This is a genomic window from Desulfosporosinus burensis, assembly GCF_054657535.1.
On record NZ_BAAHYN010000010.1, the window covers coordinates 84745 to 101267 of the forward strand.

At 42.5% G+C, this 16523-nt stretch carries 11 protein-coding genes and 2 pseudogenes; all 13 read right to left on the minus strand.

Annotated elements, in window-relative coordinates:
* Positions 1–7 precede the first annotated feature (7 nt).
* The 13 genes and pseudogenes from ACYQ3Q_RS18065 to ACYQ3Q_RS18125 all read right to left on the minus strand — a co-directional run bounded on the left by ACYQ3Q_RS18065 (position 8) and on the right by ACYQ3Q_RS18125 (position 16494).
* Positions 8–1576 (minus strand): BCCT family transporter, encoded by a 1569-nt coding sequence (locus ACYQ3Q_RS18065; RefSeq protein WP_459929916.1) that lies wholly within the window; start codon positions 1574–1576, stop codon positions 8–10.
* Positions 1577–1985: 409 nt separating this feature from the next.
* Positions 1986–2783: a methyltetrahydrofolate cobalamin methyltransferase gene (locus tag ACYQ3Q_RS18070; RefSeq protein ID WP_459929917.1), complete on the minus strand. Its 798-nt coding sequence runs from the start codon at positions 2781–2783 to the stop codon at positions 1986–1988.
* A 23-nt stretch (positions 2784–2806) separates the two neighbouring features.
* Positions 2807–3439 carry a cobalamin B12-binding domain-containing protein gene (locus ACYQ3Q_RS18075; RefSeq protein WP_459929918.1) on the minus strand — a complete coding sequence of 211 codons (633 nt, stop codon included), beginning with the start codon at positions 3437–3439 and terminating at the stop codon, positions 2807–2809.
* A gap of 40 nt (positions 3440–3479) precedes the next feature.
* Positions 3480–4919, minus strand: coding sequence for a trimethylamine methyltransferase family protein (locus ACYQ3Q_RS18080; RefSeq protein ID WP_459929919.1), 1440 nt, complete (start codon positions 4917–4919; stop codon positions 3480–3482).
* Positions 4920–4942: 23 nt separating this feature from the next.
* A complete protein-coding gene (locus ACYQ3Q_RS18085; protein ID WP_459929920.1) occupies positions 4943–6382 on the minus strand; it encodes a trimethylamine methyltransferase family protein in 1440 nt (479 codons plus the stop codon).
* Positions 6383–6387: 5 nt separating this feature from the next.
* On the minus strand, positions 6388–7032 hold the full coding sequence (locus ACYQ3Q_RS18090; RefSeq protein WP_459929921.1) for a corrinoid protein: 645 nt from the start codon (positions 7030–7032) through the stop codon (positions 6388–6390).
* An 81-nt stretch (positions 7033–7113) separates the two neighbouring features.
* Positions 7114–8604, minus strand: a pseudogene (mttB, locus tag ACYQ3Q_RS18095) ([trimethylamine--corrinoid protein] Co-methyltransferase).
* Positions 8605–8626: 22 nt separating this feature from the next.
* The gene (locus tag ACYQ3Q_RS18100) at positions 8627–9280 is read right to left on the minus strand and encodes a cobalamin B12-binding domain-containing protein (RefSeq protein WP_459929922.1); all 654 of its coding nucleotides are present in this window, start codon (positions 9278–9280) and stop codon (positions 8627–8629) included.
* A 33-nt stretch (positions 9281–9313) separates the two neighbouring features.
* Positions 9314–10705: pseudogene (mtbB, locus tag ACYQ3Q_RS18105) on the minus strand ([dimethylamine--corrinoid protein] Co-methyltransferase).
* A gap of 466 nt (positions 10706–11171) precedes the next feature.
* The gene (locus tag ACYQ3Q_RS18110) at positions 11172–12941 is read right to left on the minus strand and encodes a sigma-54 interaction domain-containing protein (RefSeq protein ID WP_459929923.1); all 1770 of its coding nucleotides are present in this window, start codon (positions 12939–12941) and stop codon (positions 11172–11174) included.
* A gap of 244 nt (positions 12942–13185) precedes the next feature.
* Positions 13186–14985 carry an aldehyde ferredoxin oxidoreductase family protein gene (locus ACYQ3Q_RS18115; protein WP_459929924.1) on the minus strand — a complete coding sequence of 600 codons (1800 nt, stop codon included), beginning with the start codon at positions 14983–14985 and terminating at the stop codon, positions 13186–13188.
* Between the two features lie 52 nt (positions 14986–15037).
* Positions 15038–15754: an ABC transporter ATP-binding protein gene (locus ACYQ3Q_RS18120; protein WP_459929925.1), complete on the minus strand. Its 717-nt coding sequence runs from the start codon at positions 15752–15754 to the stop codon at positions 15038–15040.
* Positions 15754–16494 (minus strand): ABC transporter ATP-binding protein, encoded by a 741-nt coding sequence (locus ACYQ3Q_RS18125; RefSeq protein WP_459929926.1) that lies wholly within the window; start codon positions 16492–16494, stop codon positions 15754–15756. Before ACYQ3Q_RS18125 ends, ACYQ3Q_RS18120 begins: the two co-directional genes overlap by 1 nt.
* Positions 16495–16523: the final 29 nt, after the last annotated feature.

Sequence of the window (16523 nt, forward strand, 5' to 3'; positions counted from 1 at the left end):
GTTATTACTATTTAGCTGATATATTATTATTATTTCTATGAGATTGGATCGTTATTTCTTTCGGGCTACATTCAACACCATGATCTTCTTTAAGCATTTTCATAAAAGACATGGTTAATATAATTAAGACAACTATTAAGGGAACCGCCGCGACTACAGAGGATGTTTGAATTGCGCTTAAACCCCCTAAAGAAACAATCGCTATCCCTACGGCCGCTAAAGCTAAAGCCCAGACAACTCTGTTCCAGCGAGCCGGTTCTTGATCTTCGGTCAGACTCTTAGTCGCCATAGAGGCACACACATAGGCTGAGGAATCAAGACAGGTGGCCAGGAAGACAAATTCCAAGAACAGGAATAAGACTAAAATAACCTGTGGCATTGGCAAGGTATTAAGAACTGCTATAATGGCGGCTGGAACTCCGCTCTCTGACATGATACTGGAGACTGGTAAAATCTTATCAAATTCCAGGTGCAAAGTATAACCACCTATAACTCCAAAGAAAGCCCAACAACCTAAAGTGCCCCAAAGCATCTCAGCAACAATCAGTTGCTTTAATGTACGCCCCTTGGAAATCCTAGCAACGAATAATCCCATATAAGGTGCCAAGGCAATCCACCACGCCCAATAAAAGACAGTCCATGCCTGTGGGAACCCGCTCTTAGCAATTGGATCGGTAAATAAACTCATTCGGAAGAAGTTATTCAATAACACACCTACACTGTCAGTGAATAATGACAAGATAAATACGGTTGGTCCAGCTAATAAAACTATAACTAGCATAGCTAAAGCAAGATAAACATTGATATTACTTAAGACCTTAATCCCCTTATAAAGTCCGGTATAAACACTAAAGCCAAAGATCAATGTCCAAATCGCAATGATTACCATATTTAAGCCCATGGACGGTTGTATACCCGTCAAACTTGATGCTGCTTGCGCCAATAAGGGAACCCCAAGGCCGAGGGAGGTCCCAAAACCACCAACGATACCAAACATAACCAAAATATCAATAACCTTCCCTATCCAGCCATCAACTAAATTTCCTAGGATAGGCCGACAGGCTGTACTAGCCCTAAGTGTGGTATCCTTACGAACGTAATAAGCATAGGCAATTGGCAAACCGGGGAGAGCATACAAGGCCCAGGCACTAAATCCCCAGTGGAACATGCCATAGGTAATGGCCCATTGGGCTGCTTCTACTGAGCCTTTTTCTATGCCAAAGGGTGGCCCTTGCAAGTAATAGAGCGGCTCAGCCACGGACCAATAAATGAGACTGGAGCCAACTCCAGCACAAAATAGCATTGCTATCCAGGTCAATGTGGAGAACTCAGGTTTATCATCAGGTCCGCCTAGTTTTACGTTCCCATATCGACCAAAAGCTATCCACATTAAGAAAGCAAATACCAAAAAAGTACCTGTTTGGAAAAGCCAGTCTAGTTTATAGGTCGCCCAGGCTAGAGCTGCATTGACAAGTTCTGTACCAGCCTCGCGATTCAATATGAGGAGTAAAGAAATACCAAAAATCACGATAACAGCAGGCCAAAATACTTTATGATCCAGTTCTGGTTTCGCCATTTAATTCGCCTCCTAACCAAGATTTCAGGGATTAGCACTTTAAAAATCGTTTTTTCTGGTCATGTCCCATGATTCTAGATTACTACTTCTGGACAATTTTGTTGCTTAACCTCACTTTCTTCTCATTTCTGAGCTTATTCCCGATGATTAACCCCATTAACGAGGAACGTCTTGAGCATTTTCGCCCTCGTTAGAACCATCGGTATGATTAAGGGGAAGTAGTGCGTTAATCATTAAAGACAGTTTGTCTTTGGTGATTTCCACTACTTTTCCGCTTAAACATTACTAATTAGCCAGCACTAGTTGCATATAATATTTAATTTATTTAAAATTTTCAGACTTCTAATGTTATGAAACACCCTTTTGATGGAGTATTTCAAATACTTTTTAAAAATCGTTGTAAGAACCATTATTCGTAGAGACCCTGGCGATGGGCGTTTAGATAACCTGTACAATAGGAGTCATTCCCCAAAAGTGTCTGTGACCCTTGAACAGCGCCCATCATACTTTTATCAAGGGGGTTCAAGATATAACTATCCATCCCCATCGTCATCGTTTGAATCATAAAGAATTGATTAAGGATTTTTCGATTTGGAAGACCGAAGGACACGTTACTTAGACCACAAACCATATGAACCTTTGGATAATTCTGCCTGATCAGTCTTACTGTATCAAGGACTTCCTGCCCAGCTTTATCCCCCGTGCTTACCGGTTTGACTAGAGGATCAAAGTAAATATCGTCTTCAGAAACTCCTGCTTCTGTTAAACTTTGATAAAGGTTTTGGGCTACAGCCATCCTGTCCTCTGCCGTCTCAGGCATACCGTTATCATCCATACAAAGAGCTACAACCTTCGTCTTATATTTAAGTACTAATGGGAGGATTTCTGAGTAACGCTCTTTTTCACCGGTAATAGAGTTTATAAGAGATTGGCCGTTGCGAGCAAGCTTCAACCCGGCTTCGATGGCCTGAGGGTTTGGGCTATCTATGCATAAAGGTGCTTGTACAACTTCCTGAACCGTATTGACTAACCATTCCATGGTTTCTACTTCATCAAAGATCATCGTGCCGCAATTAATATCGACATAATTTGCCCCAGCGGCGACTTGATCGGAAGCAATTTTCTGGATATATTCAGCATCTCTTTTCTCAACTGCTTCGCCGATCAATTTTCGACTAGTATTGATTAACTCCCCGATGATTAACACTTTCATTCCTCCTCTGACTATTTTTAGCTAACAAGTTTCAGGCATAACTCCTTGGCTGCCATGGCATCTGCTCCATAACCATCCGCCCCAATGTCGTCCGCGAAACTCTGGGAAACGGGTGCCCCGCCTATAATCACTTTTATTCCGTCACGTAAGCCCTCTTCGATTAATAGTTCAATGGTAGTTTTCATATTGAGCATGGTTGTCGTTAAAAGAGCCGACAATCCGACGATTTGAGGTTTATGCTCTTTAACCGCTTGCACAAACATTTCAGGTGAAACATCTGTGCCAAGATTAATGACTTTAAATCCACCACTTTCCAGGATCATACAAACAAGACTCTTGCCGATGTCATGAAGATCACCTTTTACAGTCCCAAAGACGACTGTCCCTGCAGTGGGCATATCTGATTCTGCGATGAAAGGCTTAATCAATTCCATTCCAGAGGCCATGGATTTTGCTGACATCATCACTTCCGGAACATACATATCTTCTGCCTTAAACCTGACGCCGACTATATTCATTCCGGCAATAAGACCCTCGTTGATAATGCGTAAGGGGTCCACCTTGCTATCAATCATTTCTAAGGTAATTTCTTTAACATTATTGAAATTACCGTTAAGTACCGCATCCGCTAGATCGTTAAAACTACTCACTACGAAATCCCTCCTCTTATAAGCGTCTTATTTGAGTGTCTTATTTCATATTGCTCATCTGCTGCAAATAATCTTCTTGGGCTCTTTTCAAGATGTTATCAATTTCAGCATTGACCTCAACACTGAGAGGTTCAACCTGGTGGGTTGCCAGTAATTCTTTAGCCTTTAATCTAGCACTCTCTTCCACCTTTTCTTTTTTTAAGGACCATTTCTCATAAGTTTGCCGGTCGCTAAGGTTCGGTTTCCAAAGCTCGCCAGCCCTAAGATGCTTTCTGGTATGCTTTTGCTCTAGAAAATTACTATTGGATTGGATCACTTCAGCAATCACACTCACTGCCAGCTTGTCTTCAGAAACCTCAATTCCTCGGACCGTCCTCTGAATCACTGAAGATAGTTCATTATCGATCACCAACATGGCGAAACATGACGTGAGAGCATTTTCCAGAGAACCAGCAGCTGCTAAAATGTCCGTGCCGATCAACGCGGGCATCAGGGCATTATATAAATGTTCATAACCACTCTGAGCATCGGCTATTTTGGAAGCACAAGAGTAGCCACTTGCTGTAGACGGTATCCCGTAAAAACGGGCCAGTTGAACTGAAGCGGCGGCGGCTAGACCCATTTCCGGCATGGCCCATAGCCCTACTCCAGAACGCATATCCATGAAGGTGACTCGAGGGGACATAATGACTGGGCTCCCTGGTTTTAAAAGTTGACTGGCAACAACCCCTGCTAAAATCTCCGCATTATGTTGAGCCACGGTACCCACTAAGGTCATTGGCCCTGTGGAACCCATCATTGGACAAGGAATAACTCCTAGCGGTAAACCAGCTTCTACTATATCCAACATCGCTTCGGCAGGATCAAATCCATACTCTAACGGGCTAATTGGAGATACTTCGATATAGGCAAGTGGTCTTTTTCTCAACATCTCTTCCCCGCCGGCGACAACCCTTAATAATTCAAGAATATATTTCATTTCATGAGAAGATTCTGCTGTGATTCGCACGGGTTTCGTCGTATTGCGCAACATCGTTGCAGTCTCTACCGAAACAATGATCTCTTGGGGAACATCCCTAGGGAAAATTGGCGAAATAATATTGATATAGTCTAAAGCGTCCGTCAATCTGACGAAATCTTCAAGGTCCACAAGTTTTACGTCCCTTTTTTCCCCGGTGTCAATATCAATTATTGAAGGTGTCCCCACACAGGTTTGGGAGTAGGCTTTTTTTCCACCCATCTCCACTACATGGTCATTATTTCGTCCGTATAGTTTAAATTCAGAAGGCACAGTTTTTAGTGCCCTGTCAAGGATATCCTGACGAAACACAATTCTTCCGTCTTTTTCCTGACAGCCATGCTCCAGCAATAAATCCTTCAGTCTCTTTGACTTGGTATGAATGCCAATTGACTTCAAAATATCCATACTTGCTTCATGGACCTGCTGGAGTTGCTCATCTGAAAATAAGTCAAACTTCACTAGCTTTCACCCCCTCTTTGTCCTTAGCTTCCGACTTCCGTTTTGCGGGCTCGTTCCAGTATTAGTTCAAATTGAGCATTAATCTCAGCGCTGATTCTTAAACCTGGATGAGCCGAAATCAAAGCCTTGGCAATTTCACGTGCTTTATCTTCGATCTTTTCCCCTGTGTCTGCCCATTTTTCGTAGGTTTGCCTATCTCCGAGGGGTGGAAGCCATAGCTCACCGGCTCTAAGATGTTTCCGAGTATGTTTCTGTTCCAGAAAGTTACTCTGAGTTCCGATGACTTCGGCTATAACCTTTACTGCCAACTTTTCCTCCGAGACTTCAACCCCCTTAATCGTCCTTTGAATGACGGATGACAATTCGTTATCAATAACTAACATGGCATAGCACGAAGTTAAGGCATTGTCTAACGAACCAGCCGAGCCAATGATGTCACTCCCAACTAAAGCTTCCATTAAGGCATTATATAAATGTTCGTATCCGCTCTGAGCATCGGCAATTTTCGAAGCACCACAGAATCCGCCCGGTGCACATGGAATACCATATAGCTTGGCGAGTTGATTCATTACCGCTCCTGCCAAACCCATTTCCGGCATAGCCCACAGACCCACTCCGGAACGCATATCCATGAAGGTTGCCCTGGAGGACATGGTCACCGGTGCTCCAGCTCTGATCAGTTGACTGGCAATAACCCCCGCTAAAATCTCGGCATTATGTTGAACGGCAATACCCGCAATCGTCATCGGGGCCGTTGAACCCATCATTGGACAAGGTTCAACGCCTAACGGTAATCCTGCTTCAACAACATCCATTAGGGCTTCAGCTGGGTCATAGCCAAAATCGAGTGGACTTAACGGAGATATAGGAATCATAGCGATTGGTTTCTCCGTTAAAGCATCTCTTCCCCCTGCTGCCAGTGCTAATAATTCAATGATATAGGGCAGTTCACGTGCCGATTCTATACAAATACTTAAGGGTTTCGAAGTGTTACGCAACAGGGTTGCCGTTTCATAAGTTAATATTATTTCTTGAGGGACATCTCTAGGGAAAATGGGAGAAATAATATTAATAAATTCTAACGAATCTGCTAACCTGGTATACTCTTCAAGATCCTTGATCGTGACATCCCGTTTTTCACCCGTTTCTAAATCCATCATCGATGGAGTACCTACACAAGTTTGGCAATAGGCTTTCTTTTGTCCAATTTCCAAAACAGGTGAGTTATTTCTGCCATAGAGTTTGAATTCTTGGGGCACAGTTTTCAGCGCTTTTTCGATCACTTCCCGAGGAAAAAGAATTCTCCCTGTTTCTTCCTTGCACCCATTATCCAAGAGTAACTTCTTAAAGCGATCAGATGTTGTGTGAATTCCTATTGTTTCAAGGACTTTCAAGCTCGCTTCATGTATTTGAGATACTTCTTCGTCCGCTAAAAGCTCGAATTTCATCCGTCTTTCCTCCAATCGCTTTAAGCTTTACCGATAAGTTTTTTGGCAATGACGACGGAGCTTAAAGCATCTTCGGCATAACCGTCGGCCCCAATCTTTTCTGCCCATGCTCCATTGATCGGTGCGCCGCCAATCATCACTTTAACTTGGTCCCTTAAACCTTCTTCAATTAAAAGTTCTATAATCTCCTTTTGCCTTCCAATAGTCGTTGTTAGCAAAGCTGAAATACCTATGATGTCAGGTTTGAGCTCCTTAGCCTTTTCAATGAACTTATTGGCTGGCACGTCGATTCCCAGGTCTATCACTTCAAAGCCCGAAGTTTTAAGCATCATTCCGACAATGTTTTTCCCAATCTCATGCAAGTCCCCCTGAACTGTCCCCATTAAAACCTTGCCATAAAACTCACGTGCCGTTCCCACCAGCAAAGGTTCAAGTTTTTTCACACCCGCATCCATAGCTTTGGCACCTAAAAGAAGATCTGGCAAATAATAATGTCCAGTACTAAAATGGTCACCAACAATCGTAATCCCTTTGGTCAATGCTTCATTAAGTATAATTAACGGCTCAATCCCTTGACTAATCGCTTTCTCGGTCAATTCAACCACTAGTTCCGGGTCCCCCTCGACCACTGCTTCAATGAGATTATCGAGTAGTTCATTTGCCATGCCTAACACCACCTAATTCTGTGTTCTATTCTATTAACTCAATTAATTCCGTGTCCATTACTTAGCTCCCATTAGGGACGGTTATTTTACTATTCCATATTCAATTTCTGCATCTTCTACAATCTGCCGTATTTTTTCTGCTACTCCAGCTGGCAACGGATCTGGCTTATGGTTTTCCAGGATAGAAATTGCTGCTTCATAAGCTCTTTCCGTGAAATCCTTGCCCCCTAAGTCTAACCAAGTGTCACGCATCCTTCTGTCGATTAATTTGGTCTGGGAGTGAGCTGTCTTAAAATGACGGAACGTGTGCTCATTGGTTACGAATTCACCGCCGGCACCTACCTGCTTGATGACATCCACAGCCAAAGTCTCTTCGTTGACCGCAATCCCTGAGACAGATTTTTTAATCATTTTAGCCATTTCGTTGTCCATGACTAATTGCGCAAAATCGAAGGTAATGCCAAGTTCAAGCATACCCAAACCATAGATTAGGTTTGCTCCGCCTAGAGCAGCCAATAATCCGGTTATGGTTTTTTCGTGGGCGGCTTGAGCATCGGGTACTTTACTATCTGCCTATCCGCCGGCAACCCAGCTGGGCAATAAGTAGTACTGAGCTAATTTGGCTACACCGGCATTAATCATGCCACATTCCGGTGATCCGACAGGAGCAGTCGTATATTTTAAATCCATAATCGTGGTTGAACTTCCATAAATCACTGAAGCCCCTTTAACCGTTAGCTGGCTTAAGACAATTCCGCTTAAAACTTCAGCATTATGAGTCACAAGTGTCCCTGCCAAGGTGACAGGTGAAGATGCGCCAGCCATTGCCATGGAAAGAATATTGACAGCGATACCCGCTTTTGCAGCCTCGATAATTACTTCTGTACAATCCGCAACCAACTGCAAAGGACTAGTTGGACAAACGATCGTACTATAAATGGGTCTTTCTCTGAGCTTATCCATACCTCCAACAATAGCCGCCGCCATCTCTACTATTTTTTTAAAGTTTTTCCCATTACTGGCGCCAGAAAAGCAATGTTTAGAGGTATTCGTAAAGTAAGCTTCAGCTTCATGAAGCGACCCAACCAGGGCATTCTCATCTTGAGCTGCAACCGCTCTTTCATAAACATCAATTTCGCTCATTGCGTCACACACCAGCGCTGTATTAGCAACGTCCTGTTTGGTTGTTTGTCTGTACTCCTTGGTATAAGGATCAATCACTCGAATGCCCTCACCGAAATTTGTAAATCCAACTCGGTTGGCCTCTAAAATCATGTCATTTTTCGGATTTCTACCTGCCAGGAAAATTGAACTTGGAGCGGAACGGATAGCGTCTTCAACCAAGTGTGCAGGAAACTTAACCATGTGAGATATGTTGTCGACGATTGCTCCTCCCCTAGCGAAGATCTCTCTTGCTTCTTCGCTTTCCACCTTAATCCCGGTGTTTCTCAGGACATCTAAAGTAGAACAGTGGATAGCATATAGTTCGTCTTCGGTAAACAGGTTAAGCCCTACTCCCTCTTGGCGACTTGCTCCCGCAAATAAGTTCCTTTTCAATCCACTCACCTCCACAAACTCCGTTAGTTTTATTCAATTATTTGGTTCTATTCAAGAGTTGAAGCGCTTTGGTTACGGCTTCCGCTGCATCCTCAGCATAGGCGTCCGCACCAATGCGGTCCGCCCAACGTTGGGTAGCTGGGGCTCCACCGACCATTGTCTTAAATTGTTCACGCAAGCCGTTTTTACGAAGCTCGTCCTCAAGCTTTTTCTGACTCATTAACGTTGTGGTAAGTAAAGCGCTGGTACCAATAATGTCCGCTTTAACTTCAATAGCTTTCTCGATTATTTTGACCACGGAAACATCTCGACCCATATCGTGTACTTGTATCCCTTGAGTTTTTAGGAGAGAAATAACAATCCCCTTGCCTATATCGTGTACATCCCCTTCAACCGTAGCTATAACAAATATTCCTTTATATTGGGCTACTCCACTCTGAACAATTGCCGCATCTAAAATTTTCACTGCCGCCTTCATGACTTCAGAAGACATAATTAATTGAGGAAGGAAAACTTCTCCTCTGCCAAAGAGTTCTCCCATTTCTCTTATCCCATAGCTGAATCCCGCACTAATAACTTCAACAGGATCATACCCTTCTGCAAGAGTACGCTCTGCCAATCCTACAGCTCTCGCTTGATCACACTGTAAGATGGTCTCCCTAGCCTCTAAAATAATATCTTCAATACTCAACTGCTAACCCTCCCCAATTATCTGATATACTGATTATCTTAAGCCAGTCATTCGTTTAAAGTTTTCTACTGACCTAATCTCTATGCCAAGTAATTTTGCAATCTTAATTTTTGCTTGAATTCCAATTGCGGCCCCATCGCGTGCTTGAACGTGACCGATATCTAGGTCCTCTCTGATCTCCTGCATGACGGCCTCGTCACATAGTTCGAAGGTAGAGATGCCTAGTTTACCAGCTACATAGTCTTTTGCTTCTTTAATTTTCATGCCTTTAGCCATTTGCATACGTGCTACCAGATCTCCAGCAGTACGTATTCCGCCCATGCCTGCAGACGTCTCATGAGTTATTGCCATACCATAAGGATCCCCATGACCTATCTATAAACCGTCTGCCTTGCCAATCTCGACTAAGGCCTTATCCGCCCTCGAAACAGCATCGACTGCAGGAGTGTTAGAATTAGGAATAGCGCCTACTCCCATACCAACATTAACATGTACCGGTATGCTCGCTGCTTCTGTACAAGCCTTGACAAAGGTAACGGTCCGCGCGAGATTCCAGGCAAAGGTCTTGCTACTGTTCGTATTAATGACGGCCCCGAAGATTGTGGCGCCAGCTTTTTCCGCCACTTTTACCTGTTGATGAGGATAGAGGCCTGCTAAGCGCTTTCCATCGAAGAACAAATCTCCATGCATGCCGAGAATAAACTCGCCAGCCATTCCGAATTCTATGGCAATATCCGGATATTTACTTTTAAGAATCTCGACAGCCTTCAAAGATGCTAGAACATCAGCGTCCCCCGAAGCGCCGACTGTGTCAAAGTTAATTCCGTCTGCCCCAGCTTCATACATACGACTAGCCACATAAACCATGTCCTTAATCGCATGTTCCACCGCTTCTTCTTGGGCTGCTTTCGCTTCAGAAATTTTAGCAAGTGGAAGTAGTTCAGACCAATTTTCAATGGGACCATCCGGCTTTGTATAGAGGCCAAGGTTTGGCATAGCTCCGTAAAAGATTGGTATAATGGTATTAAGTTGAACGTGTTCCATGGCCGCTGTCTCTTCGTGAATAATGGCTTTCAGTTGTTTGTAACTGTAATCAACATGAGCTAACTCCATACTATCGGAACAAAAAGCTCTTTCATGGGTTAGGATTGCAGTCGACCGATCCATGGGAACGCCTGCCCGAACCGGTAACTTTAACGTCCCTGCATCAAAGGTTACAACCACTTCGTCTCCTCGCTGTACACTCACGGTCTTGTCCGGCCTCGTGCAAATATCGAAAAGATGATCTAGCTCGCTTTGACTAAGGGCAGGGATTTTGCCACGATCAGCCGCATCATTAGTTCCCACTTCAAGATCGCGCCGCATCTCATCTGCACTTACTTTCGTCGGAGAACCATCACCATACCGTGTGAAAAATTCACTCATTCATGTTTCCTCCTTGTTGATTATTCATGATTTTGATAATAGAACGTTTGGTAAACTTATTTAGCAGAAACTAACATTTATAATGCGATGCAAAAGTTATGCCAATGTATAAATTGTCGGTTTTACCCGAACCACAACTCTTTTCATTTCTATTAACACAGTGTATTAATGAAATTTGGCATCATTCTATATGACAACGTTTTAAAATTCTGAATTTTTTAGCAAATACACTATTTTATTAGCCGATGAATAATTTCATTGGCTAATAATGAAATTATTCATCCCCAAGCATCTTTCTCAAACAGGCTAGCCTTTAGCTTAGGTAAAAAAAGGCCCGGTGTCAAAATCACCGAACCACTTTTATTATCATCAATATTATCTGCTTATAAGTCTATTAAACAGCATTTAAGCCAATAAAGTTATCTCCTAAAAGCTTATCTTATGGGATGGCTATCATATAAACCCGCTAATCTAAACGATATTTTTTTAAAATTTTAACAACAGTTGACTGATTAATTTCCAATGCTTTAGCAGCTTTATACGTTGATTTAAAAATATCATAAGCATTTTTTACTAATTGTTCTTCCAATTCTCTTTTAGCAAGTTTTAATGGCATCATTTCCGTGCATATAACCTTTTTATTATTCGTCTTTAATTCAAGAAAGTTCTGCATTGCTGCTAGTGTAATTACCTCCATATCACTTATGATTATTGCCCTTTCAAGTACATGTTCTAATTCCCTTACATTGCCTGGCCAGCTGTAAGTATAAAGAGCCTGCATTACTTCTGGGGCAATAGTTTTATTCATTCCATATCTGCTATTAAATATCTCTAGAAAATACTTTACTAAGGCAGGAATATCTTCCTTACGCTCTCTCAGGGGCGGTATGTTAATTGGCACGACATTAAGTCTGTAAAATAGGTCTTTGCGAAAAAGGCCCTCATTGACCATATTTTGCAAGTTGCGGTTAGTTGCTGTGATGATCCTTGTATCTATTTTAATCTTGTTTGTACCACCGACCTTGCATATTTCCCTGTCTTGCAAAAACTCAAGTAATTTTACCTGGATCAAAAGTGGTAGTTCACCAATCTCGTCTAAAAATAATGTTCCATTGTTCGCCAATTCTATTTTACCGATTTTACCGCCCTTAGTCGCGCCAGTAAAAGCCCCACTTTCATAGCCAAAAAGTTCAGATTCAATTAAGGTTTCAGGGATAACGCTACAATTAATCTTAATAAAAGGTTGATCACTTCTTAGACTTGCATAATGGATAGCTTTCGTGATAACTTCTTTTCCAACCCCAGACTCCCCTTGGATTAATACTGTTAAATCAATGGGAGCTATTTTATAAACTGTGTCCCTTACTTTGGCCATTTCTCTACTATTATATATTAAGTTAACATTGGAAAAGATCTCCTCACGCAAAGAGTTTATTTCTTGATTTTTCCTTTCAAGTTCCGTTTCCTTTTTTTCTAGTTCAGATTTTAATTTTGTAATTTCTTGGTAATCTTTAGAAGTACAAACAACTCTGGCAATTTCTCCTTCTTCATCAAAAATGGGAAAGGCGGTACTAATGACAGTCTTACCCGATTTCAAAAGCTGAATCATATTTATCTTTTTCTTTTGATGGAGGACATGCATGGTAATACTTGTGGAAAAAACCCCTTCCTTTTCTAAGTCCTTGACATGTCTGCCAACTACATCACCAGCTGTTACTCCAATTACTCTTTCTGCAGCTGGATTAAGACGTAAAACATAGCCAAATTGATCTGTTACGAAAATCTCATCTTCAATATCTTCAAATATTTTTTTATATTCTTGCATGGTTTGTTGAATATCAGGGGGACAGCCGCAATAATCCACTAACATTTTTTTTATTATGCCTATATTATTAATAATTCCAATAGGATAAGATTCTTTATTTATTATTACGACAACATCAGTATTAAAATTAATCAGCTCAGCAACTGGGAAATCTTCTGTGACTACATTAAATGTTAAAGCGTACTCTAGCTCAGCTATTGTAGTTCTCTCATTTAATCCATTTGTCTCTTTAGCTGCAAGAATTTCGCGCAAAAAATTATTCGCCGTTAATACCCCTACAACACATCTATCGTTAAAAGTAATAACGAACTTTTTGTTTTGTGTTGTAATACTATCAATAAGCGACCATAAATTATTTGAAGTTGGACTTACCATAAAATCTTGAGAAGCTAAATCAAGAAGCTTGAGCATAAATTTTCCTCCCACTAACTATAGGGGCTATACTTTTTTGCTTATAGCAAGAAAAGGCTCGGTGTAATATCACCGAACCTTTTTAAAATCTCCTAATCCAGACCCGAGGGAGGGAAGGATTTTTGCCTTGAGAGCGAATCTATTGGCGAGGAGTACGGGAGTTTCACCCGTCTACATGAATTTAGAGTCCACGCGATCAATCCGATCTACCCCCCGTGTGTTTAACATCTACTTAAATCATACCTTAATCATTAAGCAAATTCAATGCTAACGATTGATGAAGTTGTAGTTCCGCGGATGGTCGTCCTTGATTATCCCACCCTCTTAATCTGTAATAGTCGTCGAGCATCAAGTCTAGTTCTTCCCCTGTGATAACATCCCTGCCCTCGTTCAGCGGTTCCTTAAACATCCGCTTCGGCAGTGTATCCTGCTCCCTAGTAGCACCCTCGCGGAGATTGAAAACCTTACTTAACGTGACAATCCTGTTGGCTATCTCTTCGAGTTCGAACTGAGTATAATCCCAACCGGTAATCGCTTTAACTAATTGTCTAAGCTCTGGCCAGAGGATCATGTCCCTATAAAAGACACATAGTATCTGGGTATTCAAAAGCGTCAACCTATTTTCAAAATCGATGAACATTTCGGCTTTACCTTGGGTGATTGCAGGATCGATCATCCCACTTAACTCTGCCTTATAAAAAGTTGCCCTTAGATGACAGGCCCCCCTAGCCGAAGTGGAGTAAGCAAGTCCCATCCCTTTAAGCACCCGGGGGTCATAGCCGGGAGGTTCCAAACCTTTGACATGGATGGCAATATCCTCAAGATCCCAAACCAGAGCGGCATGTTTAATCCCTTGGGACAAGATCCCTCCCAGGCCTCTTGCATAGGCGATATCCTCAAGTAAGTCCGCTACACCCTTTGCGTCACCATAATTCAAGTTGGCTTCGACTTTACCACGTTGAACAGCTTCCTGAGTAAAGGCTACTAAATTCCCTGCGGTGATCGTATCCATCCCTAACCGATCACATAGATCGTTTAAATGGATGATTTCTGTTAAATCGCCGATACCACAAAGTCCCCCAAAAGCGTATATAGTCTCATACTCAGGGCCTTCTACTTTTAGCCCGTTATACTTGCCTTTAGTGACCGTTGTCAGCTTACCACAGGCTAGGAAACAAGTGGGACAGGCATTCGGTTTGACCTCATTTTCAGCGAGTAAGGTGTCTCCACTAAGGTCTCGCCAATTCTCATAAATCCCTTCGGACCAGTATTTAGTCGGGAAAGTTTCTGCACAATTCATGGTTTTAACCATCTGAGTGGTGCCGTAAGTTTGATACGCTTTAACAGCAACATTTCCTTTAGCCTTCGCCGTCAAGGCTTTAATTAAATCCTTGAGCAGTTCCGGATCAGAAATCTCGGCTTGGGCCTGACCGTGGAAAACAATAGCTTTGACTTTTTTCGAGCCCATTACTGCGCCCATACCCGTGCGACCAGCCGAACGCCAATAGTTATTTTCGATACAAGCGAACCGTACTAAATTTTCCCCTGCCGGGCCAATAACTATAGCCTGGGCTTCAGGCACTCCAACTTCCGCCAAAATTTTATCTTCTGTCTCATAGGTATCTTTACCCCAGAGATCACTGGCGGTTCGGAACACGACCTGTTGATCGGATATTTCTAGAGAAAGGGGCATATCTGCAACGCCCTCTAAAATAATCGCATCGTAGCCAGTTTTTCGCATCTGAGGCGCGACCTTGCCTCCTGAAGTTGCTTCCCCATATAATCCTGTTTGTGGGGATTTACTAAAGACTCCGTATCGGCTAGAACCCCACATTCCAGTACCTGTAGCGGGACCGGTAACAAAAATTAACGTGTTATCCCCTGAGAGGGGATCAATTCCGGTCTTGACATTCTCTAAAAGCAAGTAGGAAGCTAGGCCCCTTCCCCCTAGGTAAGTTTTCAATATATCTTCTGAAATTTCTTTAACAACGTAAGTCCTAGTCGTGAGATTAATCCTCAATAGTTTCCCGAAAAAACCTTTCATTGCCTTTCCCCCATTTACTTTAACTTATGACCACTCTTTCAGTATTGAATGATTAGTGCCCTCCCAAATAGGCAGCTTTTACTTGGGGATCATCTATTAATTCACTAGCTTTACCACTCTTAAGGACTGCACCATTTTCTAGAATATAAGCACGGTGAGCCGTATGGAGAGCGGTCATGGCATTTTGTTCGACAAGTAAAATTGTTTTTCCAGCCTGATTAATGCGTTTGATCACAGCGAAGATCTCTTTAACAAATAATGGGGCGAGGCCCATGGATGGTTCATCTAATAGTAAGGTGTCCGCTCCGGTCATCAAAGCTCGTCCTATCGCCAACATCTGCTGTTCTCCACCGGACAGATTGCCTGAGGCCTGCTTCTTTCGTTCAGACAAACGGGGAAACTGTCTATAGACATCTTCCATATCCTCTTTGACTTTAGCCTGATCCTTTCTATTATAGGTAGCTAGGATTAAATTTTCCTCAACCGTTAATTTTGTTAGCATGCCCCGCCCTTCCGGAACATGAGATAATCCTTGACGGGCTATTAAATGAGAAGGAGAATTTGTGATGTCCTTATTTTTAAACATTACCTTGCCGGAACTTGGGCGCACCATCCCTGAAACCGCCCGTAAGGTACTCGATTTTCCGGCACCGTTTGCTCCAATGATAGTTACAATTTCACCTTCATCGATATAAAAAGAAATCCCTTGCAGCGCTTTAATCACGCCATAAACGACTTCCAGGTTTTCGACTTCCATAATTCTGGCCATTAACCCACCTCCGCTTCACCCAAGTATGCCTTAATCACAACTGGGTTATTTTGGATTTCCTGAACAGTCCCGTTAGCAATAACCTGGCCAAAATTCATGACTGTAGCATAATCACAGAGACCTTCCACTAATTTCATCTGATGCTCAATCAAGACGATGGTTATATCGCTGTATTGTCTTTTGACTTCCTTAATAAGGCCCACTAATCCTTGAACCTCTTGGGGATTCATACCTGCAGCAGGTTCATCCAACAACAATAGCTTTGGTTCCGTAGCCAGTGCCCTGGCGATTTCTAACTTTCTCTGCATACCATAGGGCAAATTCCCAGCCTTTTCCTCCGCGCGAACATCAAGTCCAAAGAGGTTTAACAAACTATCAATTTTGGCAGACAAATCTTTAGTTTTAAGCTTCCCTAGCCCCCTGCGGTAGATTTGTCCAACATGAATGTTCTCTACAACCGTCAGGTCATTGAACAAGCGTAAGTTTTGAAAGGTCCTAGCCACTCCAAGGCGAGAGATTTCGAAAGACTGTTTACCAACCAAGCTTAATCCATTGAGCAGGATCTGACCGGCCGTAGGATGGTAAATTCCAGTAATTAAATTGAACAACGTCGTTTTACCGGCTCCGTTCGCTCCAATTACTCCATAGGTCATCTTCGCTTTAACCTTAATATTAAGATTGGAAATAGCTTTCAAACCACCAAACATATGGTTCAGCTCTTTGATTTCCAGCAACTCCATGGTCAGGCCCCCTTCTGTTCAGAGCTTAT